Origin of the sequence: Archangium gephyra, from assembly GCF_042230915.1 — a bacterium.
GTDB lineage: Bacteria > Myxococcota > Myxococcia > Myxococcales > Myxococcaceae > Archangium > Archangium gephyra_B.
The window spans coordinates 9,653,733-9,673,339 of record NZ_CP102578.1; the positions used below are offsets into that span (position 1 = coordinate 9,653,733).

The 19,607-nt window shown below is 69.2% G+C and carries 12 protein-coding genes; 6 read left to right on the forward strand and 6 right to left on the reverse strand.

Annotation, left to right across the window (positions count from 1 at the left end; genetic code table 11):
- Nucleotides 1-48 precede the first annotated feature (48 nt).
- Nucleotides 49-462, reverse strand: coding sequence for a hypothetical protein (locus NR798_RS37980; RefSeq protein ID WP_375767452.1), 414 nt, complete (start codon nucleotides 460-462; stop codon nucleotides 49-51).
- A gap of 173 nt (nucleotides 463-635) precedes the next feature.
- On the opposite strand from NR798_RS37980, the gene NR798_RS37985 reads away from it, so the two are divergent.
- From NR798_RS37985 to NR798_RS37995, 3 genes are all read left to right on the forward strand, one after another.
- Nucleotides 636-2,813 (forward strand): mucoidy inhibitor MuiA family protein, encoded by a 2,178-nt coding sequence (locus NR798_RS37985; RefSeq protein WP_375767453.1) that lies wholly within the window; start codon nucleotides 636-638, stop codon nucleotides 2,811-2,813.
- Nucleotides 2,814-2,822: 9 nt separating this feature from the next.
- Entirely contained in the window at nucleotides 2,823-4,388 is a 1,566-nt protein-coding gene (locus NR798_RS37990) for a mucoidy inhibitor MuiA family protein (protein WP_375767454.1), read from the forward strand.
- 217 nt (nucleotides 4,389-4,605) lie between these two features.
- Nucleotides 4,606-6,135, forward strand: coding sequence for a glycoside hydrolase family 76 protein (locus tag NR798_RS37995; protein WP_375767455.1), 1,530 nt, complete (start codon nucleotides 4,606-4,608; stop codon nucleotides 6,133-6,135).
- Between the two features lie 199 nt (nucleotides 6,136-6,334).
- Here the strand turns inward: NR798_RS37995 and NR798_RS38000 are convergent, their stop codons facing one another.
- Entirely contained in the window at nucleotides 6,335-7,138 is an 804-nt protein-coding gene (locus NR798_RS38000) for a DUF5995 family protein (protein WP_375767456.1), read from the reverse strand.
- Nucleotides 7,139-7,267: 129 nt separating this feature from the next.
- Complete coding sequence (locus NR798_RS38005; protein WP_375767457.1) at nucleotides 7,268-8,284, reverse strand: LysR family transcriptional regulator; 1,017 nt, start codon at nucleotides 8,282-8,284, stop codon at nucleotides 7,268-7,270.
- 122 nt (nucleotides 8,285-8,406) lie between these two features.
- Between NR798_RS38005 and NR798_RS38010 the strand changes: the two genes are divergently transcribed.
- The 3 genes from NR798_RS38010 to NR798_RS38020 all read left to right on the forward strand — a co-directional run bounded on the left by NR798_RS38010 (nucleotide 8,407) and on the right by NR798_RS38020 (nucleotide 11,703).
- Nucleotides 8,407-9,666: an MFS transporter gene (locus tag NR798_RS38010; RefSeq protein WP_375767458.1), complete on the forward strand. Its 1,260-nt coding sequence runs from the start codon at nucleotides 8,407-8,409 to the stop codon at nucleotides 9,664-9,666.
- 172 nt (nucleotides 9,667-9,838) lie between these two features.
- A complete protein-coding gene (locus NR798_RS38015) occupies nucleotides 9,839-10,471 on the forward strand; it encodes a tail fiber domain-containing protein (protein WP_375767459.1) in 633 nt (210 codons plus the stop codon).
- A 41-nt stretch (nucleotides 10,472-10,512) separates the two neighbouring features.
- The gene (locus tag NR798_RS38020; RefSeq protein WP_375767460.1) at nucleotides 10,513-11,703 is read left to right on the forward strand and encodes a hypothetical protein; all 1,191 of its coding nucleotides are present in this window, start codon (nucleotides 10,513-10,515) and stop codon (nucleotides 11,701-11,703) included.
- Here the strand turns inward: NR798_RS38020 and NR798_RS38025 are convergent.
- From NR798_RS38025 to NR798_RS38035, 3 genes are read right to left on the reverse strand one after another with little or no spacing between them, the layout of a single operon-like run.
- Nucleotides 11,691-15,134 carry a hypothetical protein gene (locus NR798_RS38025; RefSeq protein WP_375773889.1) on the reverse strand — a complete coding sequence of 1,148 codons (3,444 nt, stop codon included), beginning with the start codon at nucleotides 15,132-15,134 and terminating at the stop codon, nucleotides 11,691-11,693. The genes NR798_RS38020 and NR798_RS38025 overlap by 13 nt on opposite strands.
- Before the next feature lie 20 nt (nucleotides 15,135-15,154).
- On the reverse strand, nucleotides 15,155-15,694 hold the full coding sequence (locus NR798_RS38030; RefSeq protein ID WP_375767461.1) for a DUF1318 domain-containing protein: 540 nt from the start codon (nucleotides 15,692-15,694) through the stop codon (nucleotides 15,155-15,157).
- On the reverse strand, nucleotides 15,691-19,377 hold the full coding sequence (locus NR798_RS38035) for a hypothetical protein (RefSeq protein ID WP_375767462.1): 3,687 nt from the start codon (nucleotides 19,375-19,377) through the stop codon (nucleotides 15,691-15,693). Before NR798_RS38035 ends, NR798_RS38030 begins: the two co-directional genes overlap by 4 nt.
- Nucleotides 19,378-19,607: the final 230 nt, after the last annotated feature.

The window sequence follows — 19,607 nt, forward strand, 5'->3', positions numbered from 1 at the left end:
GTCTGGGGAGGCAGCGCCCGCCGGGCAGTCCCTCGCCCGCCAGGCTGCTCAGGAGGCGTCCTGACCGGCCAACCGCTTCACCTCGACCTCGACTCGAAGCTCCCTCAGCCGCCTCGCGAGACGCTCCATCTCACCTTGTGTTCCCCGCGCCACGGTTCCGGGAATCCGTTTCAGGTACGGCTTCGCCTCCACGACGGTGAGCCCGAGCAACTCCCTCAGCACCTGGAGCGCCCTGACTCTCGTACCCGAGTCGCCGCTCAGAACGTCCACGCACCACTCACCCTGCTGCTGCAGCACCACCTCTCGGAGCTCGGGAGGCAGCACGCCGTGGCCATCTTCCTCCCAGGCCGCCCCGCAGTGCTCACACACGAAGGCACGGGACCAGACGAGCCTGCCGCCAGCCGAAGCCTCTCCGATGTACACCGAGGCCGGCTTGCCGCACCGCGAGCATGAGCATTCCACCCGAGCCAACGCGCTCTCCCTCCCGGCATGAGTCCGCCGGTGAGGTCACCGTACCACCGCGGCGACTCCCCCGGACGACGTCCAATCATGGTTTCATCACGGCCGCCTCATCCTTCAATCACTCTCAACAAAGGGGGTTCTCCGAACGCGGTGGAAAGCGTTACACCCTTTGCATGCCCGTCTTCGGATTGTCGGCACTGGCCGCGCTCTGGCTCGCGGCGGTGGAAGCCCCCGTGACTTCGGTCACGGTTTACAGTGATGGAGCGCGAGTGGTGCGCACCGCCCGGGTGAACGTCTCCGGTTCCCAGCTCGTGGAGTTCCCCCCGCTCCAAGGCACGGTGGACTCCTCGAGCCTCCGGGTGGAGGCCCAGGGCGCCGAGGTGACACGCGTGGAGTCACGCACCTCGCTCCCCGAGGCGCTCCCCACCGCCGAGGCCCGCCAGCTCGTCACCGAGCTGGAGCGCTTCGAGGAGCAGCTCGCACAGGTCCGCGCCGAGCGCTCCGCGTACCTCACACAGCTCGAATCGCTCGAGCAGACGCGGCCGGATCCCTCGGCGGAGCCCCTCCCCGCGCCGAAGGGGACGGCCCCTACCGCGTCCCGGCTGGATGCGTCGGGTTGGAAGGCCTCCACCGACTTCGTGGAAGAGACCACCGCCCGCGCCCAGGCGAAGGTGCGGGAACTGACCTCGCGCGAGAAGACGCTCGAACGCGACAAGGCGCGGCGGCTCGCGGAGGCGCGGCGGACGGTCGGCGATTCCCTGCGCGAGCGGTTGCAGGTGGTCGCCACGGTCTCGGGCCAGGGCGCCACCACGCTCACGCTCACCTACTTCATCCAGGACGCGCTCTGGTACCCCGCCTACGAGCTGCGGCTCGTGCCCGAATCCAACCGCGTGGAGGTGGCCTTCGCCGGCCGCGTCAGCCAGGAGACGGGCGAGGACTGGGAGGACGCGGCGCTCACGCTCAGCACCGCCCTGCCCACCTCGTTCATGCCAGCGCCCCAGTTGGCCACCTGGAAGATTGGCCAGCGCGAGCGCTTCATCCCCACGCCCGCCCCCGTCCCCGACTCCTGGCGCGCGCCCCCCGCTCCCACCCCGCCGCCTCCCCTGGCACCGGGCGAAGGGACCCGGCTGCGCGAGCGGCTCTTCTCCCTGCTGGGCCAGCCCATCCCCTCACGCCCCACGCCCTTGGCCCCGACGCCGCCTCCTGCCCCGTCGCCCCAGCAGTCCCCGGCTCCTGCGTCGCGCGGGGGGAGCACCATCGTCGGCGCCGTCGTGAGCGCGGACAACAAGCGGCCCGAGGCGGACGTGGTGGTGACGGCCACCTCCCCCAACCTCCAGGGCGAGCAGGTCGTGGTAACGGACGCCCAGGGCCAGTACCGCATCCCCCAGCTCCCCCCGGGCGTCTACACGCTGCGCTTCGACAAGGAGTCGTTCAGGCCCTTCTCCCGCTCGGAGATCCAGCTGCGCCTGGATCGCACCATCCGCGTGAACGTGGAGCTGCTGCCCGAGGCCTTCAGCGAGACAATCGAAATCACGGCGGCGCCCCCCACCATCGACGTGGGCTCCACCACCACGGGCATCAACGTGGGTTCGGACTTCATCACCCGGGGCAGCGCGGGGGGCGGAAAGCCCATGTTCACCGAGCAGCCCGCGGTGGACGTGCCCGTGGGGCTCGAGCCGCCACCGGGCTGGCGGCAGCCCACGATGGATCCACGGCTGCCCGCCTCGCTCGCGGGAGGCCAGGCGCTGAGCTTCCCCGCGCAGCGCCGCGAGACGGTGCGCAGTGGCCAGGGCGAGCGGCGCGTGCCCCTGTTCACCGAGACGTGGCCCGTGCAGGTGGAGCGCGAGCTGTTTCCCGCCCTCACCGCCAATGCCTTCCTCGTGGCCCAGCTGCGCAGCCCCTCCCGGCAGGTGCTACCCGGGGGCGAGGCCCAGCTCTTCGTGGGCGCGGACCCCTCGGGCCAGGCCCAGCTCCAGCTCGTGTCTCCGGGCGAGCCCTTCACCCTGCCGCTCGGCATCGACCCGGCGGTGCGTCCGGTGCGCAACGTGCGGCTCGTCACCTCCGAGAAGGGCTTCATCAGCAAGGACGACGTCACCGAGTACGCCGTCACGCTCGAGGTGGCCAACCCCTACCCCTTCCCGCTGTCCGTGCGCCTGCATGACCAATGGCCCCTGCCGGGCGACAAGAACGTGGAGGTGAAGCTCGTGAGCACCGAGCCCTACGCCGAGCAGGACGCCGGCAAGGGGACGCTGGAATGGCGTCTGTCCATTCCACCCTCGAGCAAGAGCACCGTGACCTTCCGCTACACCGTGCGCCACCCCAAGAACTGGCGTCTGCAGCAGAGACAATAAGGAGCCGCCATGTACGCCCTGCCCTTGATGATGTTGGCGCTCGCCGCCCCCGCGAAGGTGTCCTCCGTCGTCGTCTACCCGGACCGGGCCGCGGTGACGCGCGTGGAGAGCGTCCCGTGCTCCGGCCGCGCGCTCGCCGTCTTCGACTCGCTGCCCCCCGCGGCCGACCCCGCCTCCTTCCGGGCCCGCGCCGACAGCGCCACCGTGGAGAGCCTCGTGGCCTCGGAGCAGCCCGTGAAGGGCCCCTTCGGCGCCGAGCACCAGACGCTGCTGGACAAGCGCGAAACCCTGGAGCGCGAGCTGGCCGGGCTCCAGGACACCCTCACGCGGGCCCAGGCGCGCAACGCGATGGGCGAGCAGCTCGATGCGGTGGCCGTGACACGCGTGAGGCGCGAGCTCGCCGAACCCCGGCCGGACACCCGGGCGTGGACCCAGGCCTTCGACACCGCGCTGGACGTGCGGGTGCGTGCCCAGGCGGACCTGCGCTCGGCCTCCGTCCGGATACAGGAGGTGCAACGGGAGCTGGAGACACTCCGCGCCCGCGAGGGCTTCCTGGCCCAGTCATCGGCGCGGAGGGAGCGGCGGGTGGAGGTGCGGCTGGCCTGCGGCGCGGCGGCCCAGGCCCGGGTGGAGCTGGACTACACCGTGGGGGGCGCGGGGTGGACGCCCTCCTACGAGGCGCGCGCCGACGAGGCCTCGGGCCAGGTGGAGCTGTCCACCTACGCCACCGTGCGGCAAACCACGGGCGAGGACTGGACGGGGGTGCGCCTGGCGCTCTCCACGGCCCGGCCTCCGGCCAATGCCTCACCGCCCACGATGGAGCCGCTGCGGCTGTCGGCCTGGGAGCAGGGCCGCGAGCGCAAGGTGCTGGTGCGCCGCGACGAGCACCAGCAGCATGCCGAGGCCGCGGCGGCAGTGCCCGTGCAGCAGGAGGGCTCGCTGCGCGCGGCCTCGCAGGGCCTGTCCGTGCAGCTGCAGGTGCCCGAGCCCGCGCAGGTGCGGGGTGATGGGGGAGACGTGCGGCTGCGCGTGGCGCGCACGAAGCTGCGGGCCGCCTTCCTCTGGCGCGCCGTGCCCAAGCTGCGCCCGGTGGTGTTCCGCGTGGCCCGGCTCGTCAACGGCGCGCCCTTCGCGCTGCTGCCAGGGAGCGTGGACCTCTTCAGCGCCTCGGGCTACATCGGCCGGCAGAGCGTGGAGCACGTGCCCCAGGGCGGGCCCTTCCAGCTCACCTTCGGCATCGAGGAGTCGCTGCGCGTGGAGCGCGTGGTGGTGGAGGAGATCGCCCACGACAAGGGCTTGTTCGACGGCAAGCGCCGCTTCCGCTACGCCTACCGGCTCGACCTGGGCAACTTCCGTCCCGGCCCCGAGGTGGTGGAGGTGACCGAGCAGTTGCCCGTCTCCGAGCTCGAGGACGTGAAGGTGGAGGTGGAGGCGAAGACGACGGCGGGCCACGAGCTCAATCCGACGGACGGCTTCCTCACCTGGAAGGTGAAGCTCGCCCCCGCCGAGCAGCGCTCCGTGGACGTGGCCTTCCACGTGGATGTGCCCTCCAGCTACGACATGGGCGCCCTGTAGCCGCGGGCGCCGCGACGTGCCTGGAGCGCTCTGGCTGGAGGCCTCCAGCGGCGGGTTCGATTCCCGCCGCCGTGAGCCGCGCCGTCTCCTGTCGAGGGGGGCGGGTGGAGGTGCGCTCGAGCCAGGAGGGCACCACGTCCTTCACCGTGCACATGCCGTACGGGGCCTGAATCGCCTCCGCGCGGACCTTTCCAGCACTGGCCGGGAGGCCGGCGCATTGACAGACGACATCAATAATAATAAGCCATCCCTGGAAATCATGTTTAATGGCGTTCGCACCGCCAATGGCGGGCGCGGCGTTCATCTTCCGGGAGATGTCATGCCTGCCTCGCGATACAACGCCGGTGCCCTTGCCACGGCACTCTTCGTCTCCGTGCCTTCCGTGGCGGCGGCGGCCATCTGCAACAAGTACTGTGATGGCCGGGACCCGGCGCTGTCGCCGGGGGACCGCCAGCCGGTCACGGCGACCATCTACTCGCGGCAACTCACGCTGCACTTTGACGACACCGACGCGATGTCGTGGGCTTCCATCGACAACGGCAACCCGGGTGACGAGGTCTGGCTGGACCGGTCCTTCGATGGCGGACGCACCTGGGCCTCGGGCAGCAAACTCGGAAGCACGAAAATCCCCGCGTCGGCCAGGGGCTGGCGCACGTTGATGTTCAACGTGGACGACTGGGCCAACAACGGCATCGGTGCGATGCGCGCCTGTGGCAAGGCCGGCGATCGGCCCGAGATCGCCTGCACCCCGTGGGCCCGCACCACGTGGAACGCCGGCGACCGGCGTGCCGCCTCAGCGACCGCGCTGATGATGTTCTATGACAACAGCACCGGCCTGTTCCGCACCACGGGCTGGTGGAACTCCGCCAATGCGCTGACGGCGCTCATTGACAACATCCGGGTGAGCGGCATGAGCAGCTATCGCTATGCCATCGCCAACACCTATGACCGCAACCGGAATGCCATGTACGGCAACTTCACCAACGCCTACATCGACGACACGGGGTGGTGGGGGATGGCGTGGGTCGATGCGTACGACCTGACCAAGGAGACCCGGTACCTGGACACCGCCCGGGCCGCCGCCGACTACATGGCGCGTTACTGGGACAGCACGTGTGGCGGCGGGGTCTGGTGGAGCACCGCCAAGACATACAAGGCAGCCATCGCCAACAGCCTCTACCTACAGCTGAACGCCGCGCTGCACAACCGCATCGCGGGTGACACCATTTATCTGCAGCGGGCCCGCGCGGCGTGGTCGTGGTTCCAGGGCACCGGGATGATCAACGGGTCGAACCTGGTGAACGACGGCATCGAGCTGACCACCTGCCGCAACAACGGCGGCACCGTCTGGTCATACAACCAGGGTGTCTTGCTGGGCGGGCTCGCCGAGCTGTACCGTGCCACGGGTGACAGCAGTCTGCTGACCACCGCGCGCCAGCTCGCGGACGCGTCGACCACCAGCGCGTCGCTCAACTCGAACGGAATCCTCAGGGACCCGTGCGAGAATGGCGACTGCGGCGCCGATGGCCCGTCGTTCAAGGGGGCGTACGTCCGGGGGCTGGGGGCGCTGAACTCACTGCTCCCCGACCATCCCTACACCCCCTACCTGCGCCGCCAGGCCGACTCGGCCTACGCGAACGATCGCAACGCCCTGGATGCGTATGGCTTGCACTGGGCCGGAGGCTTGGACAGCACGGACGCGGCTCGTCAGCAGAGCGCCGTCGACCTGATGAACGCGGCGCCCTGAGCCCGCTGTCGGACTGACACCGGTGGCCGGGGAGGCCGCGTCCGTTGCAGGCCTCCCGCCACGTTCCGCCACGTCCCCGGCGCGTGCCGGCGGGGGAGGTGTAGTTGTCGCTGAGCAGGCTTCGATTCCCGCCGCCTCCACTGGAAGTTACCGCGTGTGAGGTCCCTATGCCTACGCGTGCAGCCGCCACCGCCGCGCTCTACCCGCCGGTCACCTGGATGTTGTAGGCGACGTCCTTCGACTCGGCCTCGCGGATCCACGCGATCAATCCCTCCGCCAGCGCTCCGGGGTGGAGGATGAGCTTGCCCAGGTCAGCCACGACCTGGTCATGCGCTTCGATGATGGGGCCCCATTTCTCCTGGGGCAGCGGCGCGAGGATCTCGGCCAGCAACCAGGCTCCCTCGCGCGCGGCATCCATCGCGAAGTTGAACACCGCGTTCTCCCCATCGGGGCTGATGGCCTCGAGGCGCTTCAAGCGGGGAGAGACCTCGCCGAGCTCCACTTCAATCACGGCGACGAGCCGCGACAGGAGGGCGTTGATCCGGTGGAAGTCCTCCTTCAGCGCGGCCAGCTGCGGACCAGGCGCCACGGTCGCCGCGGCGATGCCGAGGTCCAGATTGATGTGGGCGTTCATCCCCAGCAGCAGGTGCTGAAGGACCAACGGGGAGTCCTGATCCAGGGCGTCGAAGGCCATCTTCCACGACTTCGTCGGAGTGCCACCGGAGGACCAGGTGTTCCAGGCGGCCAGGAAGCGGCTGGCGAAGACCACGTCCAGCTGCGCCATGCGGGCGTTGTCCTGGAAGACATTGCCCGCGATGAGCGCTCGCCTCACGTTGACGGTGACCCGCTCGTAGAGCGCGGTGAAGTAACCGATGCGCGAAGGCGTCCGCAGCGACTGGTCGATGATGTCATTGGCCTGCTGGATGACCTCGTCGATGGTCGTGGGTGGAGCGGGAGACGGAGAGAGGGCGGGAGCAAGGGACGGAGAGGTGGACGGAGCCATGCGTCCCGATAGCACGGAATCGAAGAAGAGCACTTCAACCGGCGGAGCCTGGGAGGACGCCCGGCGAGTGGCTATTCGAGCTCCGTGACCAAAGCGATGAGCCCTTTCCACGAGGCCCTTCATCTGCCTCTACCTTACCGGCAAGGGCTTCTTCTTCTCCCCCTCCCCGGTTGCCACCGCCAGGGCTGCTGGGATGGTCTCCCGCATCAACGCCACGAACGCGCGCAGCCTCGCCGGGTAGAACCGCGCATACGGATAGACCAGATACATCGGCAAGGGCGCGGCCTGCCAGCGCGGCACCAGGTGCAGGAGCCGGCCCCGCATGATGTCTTCCTGGAGCACCCAGGACGAGGCCACGCAGATGCCGAGGCCGTTCACCGCGGCGCTGCGGAGGGCGTAGAGGCTGTCCGTGCTCAGGCGCGGGTGGAAGACGATGGGCTGGACCTCTCCGGTATCCACGTGGGTGAGGGAGACCTCGTTGCGATAGAACGTGCGCAGCGACAGCCAGGGCAGCCGGGCGAGCTCATCGGGATGGGCCGGCATGGGCACGCCCGCCAACACGGACGGCGCGGCCACGACGATGCGCGGCACCTCGGCCACCCGGACCGCCACCACACCAGGGTCATGCACCTCGCCGACGTGGATCGCGCAGTCGATGCCGTCCGCGATGAAATCCGCCACCCGGTCGTACAGCAGCCATTCGACGGATACCCGCGGGTGGCGATTCAGGAATTCCGTCAGCGGCCCCACCAGCAGCTGTTGCCCGAACGCGTGGGGCACCACGACACGCAGCCGGCCCTCCGGTTCGTCGCCCGCGCCGCGCAGGTCGGCCTCGAACATGTCCCAGTTGGCCAGCAACTCCTTCGCGCGTTCATAGCAACGCGCGCCGTCCTCGGTGAGCTTCATGGCATGGGTGGAGCGCTGGAGCAGCCGCAGCCCCAGCGATCGCTCCAGCGCCTGCAACCGGCGGCTCACCGTCGGCTGCGTGGTGCCCAGCTGCGCCGCGGCGGAGGACAGGCTGCCGGCGTCGACGATGCGGAGGAAGGTCTGCATCAGCTCGAGCCGGTCCGCGGTGGCCGGAGCAACGGCGGGAGACCTCCGCATCGGGGAGACACGCGGCCGGGACGGCTTTGAAGGAGTGGGCATGACGGGGCGCTCCAAGCAGCTTTATACGCGAAGCGTATATCCACTGTGCGGAGCACGCTACTACCGATGCACACCCCTCTGGCACACACTTGCCTCGACTCGCAGCGCCAGGGGTGAACACCATGTCTTTCATTCGTTCCGTACATAGGACCGCCGGAAACGGCACCATGGCCGCGGTGGCCTCCGCCAGCCAAGCTGGCAGCGAGCCCTTGCCGCGCGGCCTCTGCCTGCTGCTGGCCACGGGCGCCGGGCTGTCGGTGGCGTCCCTCTATTACAGCCACCCGATGCTGGGAGTGATGGGGGCCGACCTCGGAGCCTCGGACACCGCGATGGGCTTCGTGCCCACGCTCACCCTGCTGGGATACGCGCTGGGCATCCTGCTGCTGACGCCCCTCGGTGACCGCTTCGACCGGCGCCACATCATCCTCATCAAGGCCGCCCTCCTGAGCGTGGCGCTGCTGCTGGGCGGCCTCGCCCCAGGCATCCGTCCGCTGCTGGTGGCGAGCTTCGCCATCGGCCTGGCGGCGACCCTGGCGCAGGACATCGTGCCAGCCGCCGCGACCCTGGCGCCCGAAAGGCACCGCGGCAAGGTGGTGGGCACGGTGATGACCGGCCTGCTGCTCGGCATCCTGCTCTCTCGCGTCATCAGCGGCGTAGTCGCCGAGCAGTTCGGCTGGCGCGCCATGTACATGCTCGCCGCCGCCAGCGTGGCCCTGCTCGGCGTGGTGGCCTGGCACGGGCTGCCCCGCTTCCGCCCGGCCAGCACGCTCACGTACGGCGCCCTGCTCGGTTCGCTCTCCCAGCTGTGGCGCACGCACGGCGCACTGCGCCGGGCCGCGTTGGCTCAGGGCCTGCTCTCGGTCGGCTTCAGCGCGTTCTGGTCGACCCTCGCCGTGATGCTGCATGGCGCACCGTTCCACCTGGGCAGCGCGGCCGCCGGAGCCTTCGGCCTGGCTGGCGCGGCCGGGGCCCTGGGCGCGCCGGTGGCGGGCCGCCTCGCGGATCGCTTCGGCCCCGAAGTGGTCACGCGTCTGGGCGCCGGACTGACGGCCATCTCGTTCGCCACGATGCTCGCGTCGCCGTGGCTCGAGCCGGGCACCCGGCTGTGGCTGCTCGCCGCCAGCGCGATCGGCTTCGACCTCGGCATCCAGCTCACCCTCGTGGCGCATCAGACGATCGTCTTCGGCCTCGAGCCCTCCGCACGCAGCCGACTCAACGCCGTCCTGTTCGTCGGCATGTTCATCGGCATGTCCATCGGCGCGGCAAGCGGCAGCTTCATGCTGGCCCGGTGGGGATGGGTCGCGGTGACGCTGCTCGCGACCGCCTCGGCGCTGGCGGCCTTGCTGGTCCGCCTGTGGCCGGGGGCACATACGGTCCGCTGATGGGTGCTGGCGCTGTGAGGCCGTGATTCCCCTTGTTTTCGACACCCCGCCGGGTGGGCCTGCTTTGCGATCGACACCCAGCCCCCGGGGGCGGTGGCGCAGGGGGCCCGGCGCCCCATCGTTCGCGTGGCCCTGCCCATCCTGGGCAACGGACCATCCGGGGGTGGACATCATGCGGAACCTGCCGAGCGCGTTGCTGCTGGGGGCCCTGATCGTCGCGGGCTGTGGTGGGAGCGAGCTGAAACCCGTGGGGGACGGAGACGAGAGCGCAAGCGTGCGGAGCACGGAGAAGGTGCAGTGCGGTGCGCCGACGCCGTTCTGCCCGGACGCGCCTGGCTGTCATCTGACGCGGAGCTGCCCCCAGGAATGCAAGTGCCCGCCGAACGTGACGGTGTGCGGCACCCGGGTGTGCGGCAAGAACGAGACGTGCTGCACGGGGCAGCCCTTCCCCGAGCCCACCTGCATCCAGGGCGACATCTGCCCCATCTCCAAGCGCGAGTTCAAGAAGGAGGTGGAGTACCTCGATGAGGCCGCGCTGCGCCGCACTCGCGACCAGTTGCTCCATTACAAGCTGGCGACGTGGCGCTACACGAGCGAGGATGAGGCGGCGCGGCGTCACCTCGGCTTCATCATCGATGACGTGGGGCCGGCCCCATCGGTGGCGCACAATGGGCAGACGGTGGACCTGTACGGCTACACGAGCATGGCCGTCGCGACGCTCCAGGTTCAGGCCCGGGAGATCGCCGAGCTCAAGGCCGAGCTCGCCGCGCTCAAGGCCGAGCTCGCCAGGCGCAAGCGCCACTGAGAGTCGTCCCCAGCACATTCCTGTCAGGCCCGGCGTCCCTCGTGCGTCACCCGCTCGCGATGCAGCCCCTTCACATCGAACGAATTCCTGTCTCCAGGCCCCATGACTACAAGGGGCTCTACGACGCACTGGGTGAGCTCGTTGCCACCTGGGTCCGCGTCTCCCTCGCCGATGGTGTGCGCAGGGTGACCTTCCCGCGCGACACCGTGCTCGTCTTCGAGAGCGGCGCGGCCTCCGTGACGTGCGGAAACCTGAGCGCGCGGGTGGGCGTGGGACAGCGGCTTCAGTTCAAGGGCGGGCTGGAGTGGGAGTGGCGGGTGCTCGAGCCGCTCACGTTGTTCTACCGCCCCCTCGCCCCCAACGTGGATCCTCCGCTCACGGCCCGCGACGCCTACCGCCGGATGGTCTCGCAGCCGCCTGCCGGCCTGCGCGGGGCCTTCGTGTCCTGCCCCCTCGAGATTCCCCCCGACGAGGCCCTGCCTCGCGACGGAGCCTTCTACCTCTCCGCCGAGCGGGGGCCTCTCTACGACGCCCTCTTCACGCTGCCCCAAGGCACCCTGTCCGTCCATGAGGTGGATCTCCGCATGACGGCCCAGTACGTCGCCCACAGGGCTTCCGAGCTGGCCACCGGCTTCGAGGACGGGGTGCGGGTACGCCCCGCGTCTCCCGACGTGCAGGCCTCCTTGAAGAAGACGAAGTGGTATGGGGACGTGTCCCTGTCGAACGCGCTCGCCCCGCTGGAGCCTCGGCGCGAAGAGCTGCTGCTCGTCTCCAGCGGGCAGGTGCTGCGGTGGCAGCCCGAGCAGGAGGGGGCGCCCTTCCTGGAAGCACTGCGCCCGCACCTGCGCCAGCCGGAGACCGTGCCCTCGCGAAACCCTCCGCCCGATATCGAGCGGCTGCTCGAGACGATCCTGAGCTCCTTCTGGACGGAGTATCCGAAACCGCCTGCCGTGCCCTACCCCGTGGGACTGCTCTGCCTGGAGCCCCCCGTCGCGCTATCGGCCGCCTTCCGCGAGCGCTGGAGCATCCGCGCGACGTGCCCCGCGAGGGAGAGCAGCGTCCAGGCGGACCGCTACTCCATCGTCCACGAGGGGCGGGACGCGGCGTCCCAGGTGGACCGATGGACGGTGAACTGGCGCTACGGCTCCTCCCAGGAGGCGGAGCACGCCTTCGTCACTTCGGCCGTGGATGGGACGCTCCTCCAGAATCGGTGCGTGAACTACCGGGACTGAGACGAGGCTGTCTCCGCTACCTCTGGGACCGCTGCTGGCGGGGTGGCGTGGAGAGCCAGATGGATCTCGAACCACGCCAGATATGCGCGCCATGAAGGATCACGCTGCTCGATGAGGGAGCGTTGCGCCTGGCCCAGGCGCTTGGGCACGTCGAAAGGCACCTGCGTGTTCCCATCCGAGTGCAACTGCGCCGCGAACCAGAGCACGTCGAGCTGACTGGCATCGACCGGCGCATGGGTGCGCTGGATCAGGGTGTCTGCGTGCTCGAGCGCCTTGCCCAACCAGCGGGCCGCCTGCGCCGTGTCCCGGCGATCCACGGCATTCTCGGCCAGCCGCGTCTCCGCCAGCGTCACCGCGCGGATGTCCTCATCGCGATCCGACTCGGCGAACTGTTCCAGGAACAGTGCGCGCCGCTGCTCGAGGGCGTGGGCGGCGGCGTCCAGGTTCCCGAGCCGGGTCTCCGCATTGGCGCGCAGTCCCGCGGCGATGATGCGATAGGAGCGCTGAACGTGTTTGGGGGTGGCGTGTGCCTGCTTCAACGTGGCTTGCACCGCAGGGGTTGCCAGGTCGCGATCCACCTTGTCCAGGTCCTCCAATGCCCGCTGGGGCTGACCCGCCCCCAACGCCGCGGCACAGCGAGCCAGCCGCACCACCAACCGGTTGCGCAGACCCTCCGCGTCGCTGGGGCCCGTTTCCACGGTGGGCAGCTCGCGATCGTAGAGCGCCAACGCACGCTCGAACCGGCCCGCGGCGAGGTTGTAGAGCGCCGCGCGATCCAGGGCCAGGGTGACGAATTTGGCCAGCTTCGGTGTGGCGTCCACCATGGCCAGGGCCTGATCCGCCGCCTGGGCTGACTCGTCCTCGCGGCCGACGTGCAAGAGCGCCCGGGCGCGGGCAAGGGACACCGACAGCCCCGCCGCGTTGTCCACGTAGGGCAACTTGTCCCGTTGCTCGAGGTAGCCCAGGGCGATGTGGAAGTTGCCCACCTGGGTGTGCAACAGCCCCAACGCACCGAGGAGCATCGCCCTGTAACGGACGTTGTTGCGCACCAGATCCAGGGCGGTCAAGTAGTGCCGGTTGGCGCGCTCGGCGGCGGAAGGAGCGTGGCCGCGAAGGAAGTCCTCGTGGTGGATGGCACCATAGAGGGCCTGCACCGCGCGCTGGTTCTTGAGCTCCTGCCACGATGCGCGCAGCTCCTTCACGGCCGCCTCGACCGCCAGGGCGTGGGCGCGGTCATCCAGCTTGGGCAACTGGCGCGCCAGGAGGTAGGCCTTCACGAAGTGCGCGAGCGGCCTGGCCATCCTTGGGGATGTCGTGGTGACTTCCTTTTCCACCACCTCGGGACTGACGTCGGCGCGCAAACGCAGGACCATGGACTCGACAGCACTCTCCAGATAGCCAGTCCGTTGGGTCACGAGGTCGAAGTCGGCACGGGCCTCGTCCACGCGCTGCCTCCCCAACCGGCGGTAGGCGCGGCCCATGATCGCGCGGCGGAACAACCGCTCGGCCCGGCGGCGTTCCTCGGTGCCGGGAGGGGCGTCGTCGACGTAGGCCGTCGCCAACGCCTCCAGCACGCCATCGGCGCCGAGGCCCGCCGCGCGCTCGACGGCGTCTTGCACCAGTGCGCGCCGGCGAAGGGGATCCTTTTGCTGACGGTAGAAGGCGATCAGCGCATCTCGGACGGGGCGGGGCGGACGCTCCTCGTGCACCGCGTTGACATGCCGTCCCAGCTCCAAGGCGAACGCATAGGCCGAGCCGGCGGGTGCCGAGGCGAGTGCCTGGGCCATGGCGGCATCCGCCTCGTCGTAGGGGCGTCCCCGGTACAGGGCACGGACGGCGGCGCGAGCGAAGTCGAGCTGGTCGTCCTCATGAAACACCTTGTTCATGGAGAGCCGGCGGCCGGCTTCGACCAGGGCCGCCCGATCGTCGAGCGTGCGGTACAGCGAGTCCGCTTGTTCGAACCAGGCTTCCAACACCGCGCGCGGCGTGGTGTCGGTCACCTGGGCAGCCTCCAGCTCCTGCCGCGCCAGCGTGAAGTCGCCAGCGGCCTCCGCCAGCTCACTGCGCACCACGTGTTGGAAGACGGCGGAGGGCGGACTGGGAGCGGCAGCGGGATCCAACGCGGCCATGCGTTGCCGTTCGGCGTCACTCCACTCGTCCACCATGCGGCCGCGTTCGAGCTCCTTCATGGCGCGCCGGTGGTCGATGAGGAGCCGCAGCGGCTCCGCCAGCCCCGCGGTGGCGGGATCGTCCACCGAGCGCATATGGCGGGCGTAGAACTCCGCCGCATCGAAGTCCTCGAAAGCCAGGTGGAGCTGGCTCAGGCGCATCATCAGCAGACGGCGGGGTTTGGGCCGGGCTTCGCGCAGCAGGCGTTGGCGATAGAGCAGGAGCAGATCCGCGCGCCTGCCAGCCATCTTCAACTCTTCGTTGAGGCGGGGAACGTCCCAGTTGCTGGGAACCTGGCCATCCAGCGGCAGCTGATACACATCCAGCGATTGATCACGCGAACAGGTCGCGATGAGTGTCGTGGCCGCGGGCGCCGGGTACTCGCAGCTCCAGGCCGCACTGGTGAGCTGGTCCGGACTGGAGGCGGCGGCCAGCTCGGGCGCGTCCTCGCGCTCAGCGGCGAAAGGCACCCGGAACAGCACACCCCTGTCGCTGGCGTCGATGACCCCGTCCGCATTGGAGTCCGTGAAGAACTGCACCACGTACAGGGAGCGCCCATCGCGAGCGAACACCGGCTGTCCGGTCTGTCCCGGAAGATTGAGCGCCAGCGGCATGGGGGTAGCGCCGGGGCGATCCAGCCGAAGTGCTTCCAGATGGGGCGAGGCACGCGCGGCGAAGCCAGGGCCCACCTGCTGCACGGAGCGCTCGACCGGGACGTACACCAGCCAGCGCCCATCAGGTGAGAGGGTGGGACTGGTCAGGTTGCGCTCGACCAGGGGACTCACGCTCAACTGGCGCCCCACCGTGACCCGCGACAAGCGCAGATCGCCCTGGATGGTCGCCCGGCTCACCAGCGCGGCATGCGAGGCATCGATCCATTCCGCCTGCAGCGCGCTGGTTTCTTCTTCGAGGCAGCGGCGCCCTTCCCCACCCGGCAGCTCCCGCACGCACAGCTGGCCGCTGGCCTGGTTCCGGAACGAAATGTAGAGCAGGTGTTTGCCGTCGGGACTCACCCGCGGCCAGGTCACGTCCGCGCCTTCGTCGAAGAGGCGGCGCTCACGGCCCTGATCCACATCCTGAACGTAGATCTCGGTCGCGATGTTGCGGTTGGACACGAAGATCAGCGTGTTTCCATCGGGCGCCAGCTGCCCCAGGAATTGATCTCCCATGCCCACGGTGAGCCGTGAGAGCGTGCGCAAGCCTCCGTCGTTCTCATCGTCCTGCGCCCAGGTGCTGCCCGCGAGGAGAACGGCCAGGGCCATCAACCACCGGCCACGGGGCGTCAGCACTTCTTTTCTCCCCAGGTGCCGTCATCCGACTCCACCCAGCCGCCGCAGATGACTCCCTCCGCGTGCACCTTTTGCCAGTTCCGGCGCACCGACTCCTCGGGCACGTCGGGGCGGACCGTCCGCATCCACTGCCACAAGTGCAGCCGGGCCCGGTTCACCCGTTCCACCAGGGCGACATCGTCGGCGGACATGCGTCCGGCCTGGCATTGACGCCGGGTGACCACCAGCAGCCCATCCCGCCCTTCGCCCACGCAGTGGCGCCGCAGCAGCTCGTCGACGCGGTCCGCCTGCGTCCTGCCCATGTTCTCGATCAACGGCGTGGGTTGGATGCCCAACTCCTCCAGTTGGTTGGGCGTGAGGGGCACCGGCGTCGGGCTCATGCCCGCGCGAGCGAGACGCTGTTCCACGCTCTTGAACGAGCCTGACGCCTGTTCCTCGAGCGCCGTCGCGCGATCGACCATGACGATCTCCGGGGCGCGGATGCACCCGGGAAAGGCGAAGGCGGCAAGCAGCAGCAACCCGCGGCGTTTCATGGGGTGGTCTCCGAAGCGGACAAGGAGTTGAGGGCACGGTCGAAGATGGGGCCCATGGGGATGCCCCGGATCTCGTCGATGCTGAGCAACCTGGCCAGGCCGCCCATGGTGATGCTCAGCCTGCCGAACCCGTGGTTGAAGCTCAGCCGCACGTGTTCCGGGTAGCCCAAGCCCAACGCATAGCGGACGCGGTTGGTGGCGGGATCCGTGTGGTGCGGATCCTCGAGCTCGAGCAGGTCGAGCAGGTGGCGGTTGCCAATGCGCAGGATCTCCGCGCGTCCGTTGACGCTGCGATCCTTGCCGGAGATGACCACGGCGGCATTGCCGTCGAAGGGCTCGCCCCGGGACGATTTCACGCCAGTCGCCCGCACGTGTGCCTCCAGGGTGGAGTGCTTTCCCTGCCAGTTCAACACGCACTGTCCGGTGATCCGCCCACCGCGGACGCCCATCTCCAGCTGGCTCATGGAGACCACGTGCTGGTTGATGAACAGGTTGCCGGCCAGGGGCGCGATGGAAATGTACGGCGTGGTGATGCTGCCCACCGACATGAAGCCGCTGCGCGAGATCAAGGGGTGTTGGTCGGCGAAACGAAGCATCGAATACGGGTTCACGTCGATGTCGTCCAGCAGCCGCACCCGGCCTTCGGTGAGCTCCACGTTCTCGGTCAGCGGCACGTTGCCATCGAGCGTTTCGATCGCGACCCCCGAGGCCGGCAGCCGCAGATTCACGTTCTGGAAGAGCACGTTGGAGAGGGTTCGAAAGACCACCAGGTTGGGCGAAGCCACCCTGAAATCGACCGTGACCTTGCCGCTGCTCTCGAGGCGGCCGGGCTGCGCGAGTCTGGACAAGTCCTGCTCCAGCGCACCCCGCACCGACAGGCGGCGCCGGTCGTCGCCGAGCTCGAGCCGGCCTTCGGCTTTCAGCTGGGTGCTCGTCCCCGCATTGGACAGTCGCAGGTCGGGGATGTGGATGACGCCCTCGGGCTTACGGCGAGCGGAGAACGACCATTCCAGGTCCTGCACCGGATAGGGCAGCGCCGGCCTCTGTTCGAGGGAGCGGACCTTCAAGAGTTGTTTCAGCTCGATTTCGTCCGCTTCCCACTTCTCGGTGAAGGTGGCGGTGGTGTCGCTGGACATGCCGGCGAAGGACAGCCGGCGCTCGCTCATGCCGACGGAGAGTTTTTCCACCGTCACGTTGCTGTGGACGATTCGCCGCGGCCCCTCGGCGTGCGACTCGACCTGCCAATTCAGCGCGGGGAGGTTGATCGACCGGGCATCCTCTCTCCAGCGGATGCCGCGCGCGTCCACCACCGCCTTGCCCTCGAAGCTGGCCGTACGCAGAGGAGCGGGGGTCAGGCTCGGGGTTCCATCGGCGGCGATGTCCGTGAGCACGCCGAGCAGCGTGCCTTGCAGCTCGACGTTCAGCGCGAGCCGTGAGGAATCCAGCTCCGCGGGCACCCCAGCCCTGGCCAGGAGCGGTGACAGCGCACCGAGGGGTGGAAGGCAGCCTTTGACATCCAAGCGAAGCGCGCGGGCCTTCCGGTCGAACGCCAGTGCGGCATCGAGTGCGAGCTTCAGCCCCTCATGGCTGGTGAGTCCCAGCCGGAGCGACGGCTGACGGCGATCGAGGTCCAGCGTCAGGGTCTGATGCTGAGCACCCGCGTCGTTCTCAGCGACGCGCAGCCCTTCGATTCGGAGATCCAGTTCGCCCTTGTGCCGCCAGGCATCTCCTCGAGACCGCATCACGACGGCGACATTGCTGGCCGACACGTCGTCCCATCCCGGCCGCTGCAGGCGCAGCTCCGTCCGGTGCTCCAACCGTGGCGAGGAAGAGAAGAGCGCCGCCACTTTGCCCGTGGAGGCCAGGTTCACGGCCAGGTGCTTCCAGGGAAAGCGTGCGGCGACCGGCTCGGGGATGAAAGGCCGGGCGGCGGTGAGGTCCGGGGTCTCGACGGCCAGGGTGTACGCCACATCGTCGGTCCCCTTGGTGGCATCCATCGACGCGTGCATCGTGCCCACGTCGAGCTCCAGACGAGCGCGGGCCCGGCCAAGCCGAGGCTCGTCCAACCGGAGGAATGCCTCCGACACGTCGAGCTTCACGTGCACGGGGCCCTTCAGCACCTCGCGTCCATCCGCCGTGACCACCTGGAGGGACCTCACGGGCACGTCCGCTTTCAGTGCGAAGGGCGGCTCCCCCGTCAAAGGGGCATGGAGATGAAATCCCAGACGTTCAGCGGTCGCACGAAGCCCGGAGGCACGGACGTCCAATGCCTCCACCATTCCGGACAGGGCAGCATCCCCCGCGACCTGGATGGGCGATGAGGGGTCTGGCCGCAGCTGGTGCCCCTTCAGTTCCCCGAAGGCCTTCGGAACACGCAGCGTGGTGGGTCCCCCAACATCGAGCCCCTGGAGCGCGAATGCGAGCTGAGCGGCCAACCCCTTCTGAGGATCAGGAGTCGCCACCAAGGAGACGCGTCCACCGCCGAGTGCCACGCGCCAATCGTCTTGAGCGAGTTGCAGCGCCGCGACGTCAACGTCCAGCCCGAGTCTGCCTTGGGCTCCCAGCTGCGGCATCGCGCTGAGCGTGACGTCCTGGGCGTCCAGATGCACCTTGCCGCGCTCGAGGGAGAACGGACGCAAATCCGCGGGGAGCTGTTGCAGCAGCCGTCCGAGATCGAGCTCCGCCAGGGCCCGCGTCACGACGGGCGGAACATCCGCCGCATCCGGAAGCACCACCTGGGCCTGCACTTCGGCGCTGTCGGTCAGCTGGGTGCGGTCCAGGTCGATGGCGATGTGCCGCTTCTCGCCATCGAACTTCGCGGAGGCCGCGCCGTGCAGCAGGGTGCGGACCGTGAACCGCGGATCGAAAGTCTGCCGCGCGATATCGAGGTCCACCCGCACGCGAGCGGCCGATGCCCCTGCCTCAGCCGAAAGGGTCAGCTCCAACTGAGCCAGGGCCGGCGGAATGGCCGAGCCCTCACGGCTCAACTCCAGGGGAAGCGGCGTACCGGGCTGGCCTGCTTGCGCGAAGACCTTCCATCCATCGTCCTGATGCTTCGCTTCGACCGCGGCCGCGAGCCCACGCAACGACCAGCGCTCGAACACTTCACCGTTCCGGACACGGACGTAGCTCAACGACACGCCCGACACCTCGACCTTCCCGACAGGAGGCGCGGAGGCCAGGAGGGCAGCAACTCGCTGAGAGGCTCCGAGTGGCGCTTCAACGGGCGGCGGTTCAGGGGCGTCCGGCCCCGTCAATCCCGTGAGAGACGTAGGCCCCGCATCGTCGGCCACCAGGACAAGGGCCACGTCCCGCACCACCACCCGCTCGACCAGGGTGGTACCGCTCAGCAGCGAGCCAGGCGACCATTGCGCCTCCAGCGTGCCGACGCGCAGCAGCTCGGGCGCGACGCTCTGGAACGGCGGCGGGGTACGCACCACCAGCCCGTCCAGCCGCAGACCCGAGAGCACGGAGACCTGGGCTGTCTGGTAGTCCAGCCGCAAGCCAGTTGCCGCTTCCACGCTGGAGACGATGCGTTGTTTCAGCCAGGGGCGGCCGAGGTTGTGCAGAGCGGCCACCGCCGTGACCAGCACCAGCGCGAGGGTTGCAGCGAGGCCCAGGAGCACGCCTGCGATGATTCGAGCCAACCGCTGGCGAGGTCGTCCAGTTCCGGGGGATTGCATGATGTTCGGTCTGGGCCGAGCGGTCCCCCCTCCTACCATGCGGCGGAATCGGGTTTCAATCGCTGGGCCCCGGTGGGCTCGGCCTCGAGCAGAGGTGGAGCCGAATCGTGCCCGAAGGAGGCTGCACGGCGGGTGCTTCGGCGCCGCGCTCCTCCCTGGGCTCCCGACAGTCGCCCTTCAGCCTTGGCTTCTGAGGCACACCTCCTGATGACGCAGCGCAGGGTGGGCTC

Bases quoted from the DNA above. Each gene is read 5' to 3' on its own strand.
- NR798_RS37985 (WP_375767453.1), top strand. From the start codon at position 636: ATGCCCGTCTTCGGATTGTCGGCACTGGCCGCGCTCTGGCTCGCGGCG.
- NR798_RS37990 (WP_375767454.1), top strand. From the start codon at position 2,823: ATGTACGCCCTGCCCTTGATGATGTTGGCGCTCGCCGCCCCCGCGAAG.
- NR798_RS38000 (WP_375767456.1), bottom strand. From the start codon at position 7,138: ATGGCTCCGTCCACCTCTCCGTCCCTTGCTCCCGCCCTCTCTCCGTCT.
- NR798_RS38005 (WP_375767457.1), bottom strand. From the start codon at position 8,284: ATGCCCACTCCTTCAAAGCCGTCCCGGCCGCGTGTCTCCCCGATGCGG.
- NR798_RS38010 (WP_375767458.1), top strand. From the start codon at position 8,407: ATGTCTTTCATTCGTTCCGTACATAGGACCGCCGGAAACGGCACCATG.
- NR798_RS38015 (WP_375767459.1), top strand. From the start codon at position 9,839: ATGCGGAACCTGCCGAGCGCGTTGCTGCTGGGGGCCCTGATCGTCGCG.
- NR798_RS38025 (WP_375773889.1), bottom strand. From the start codon at position 15,134: ATGGCCCTGGCCGTTCTCCTCGCGGGCAGCACCTGGGCGCAGGACGAT.
- NR798_RS38030 (WP_375767461.1), bottom strand. From the start codon at position 15,694: ATGAAACGCCGCGGGTTGCTGCTGCTTGCCGCCTTCGCCTTTCCCGGG.
- NR798_RS38035 (WP_375767462.1), bottom strand. From the start codon at position 19,377: ATGCAATCCCCCGGAACTGGACGACCTCGCCAGCGGTTGGCTCGAATC.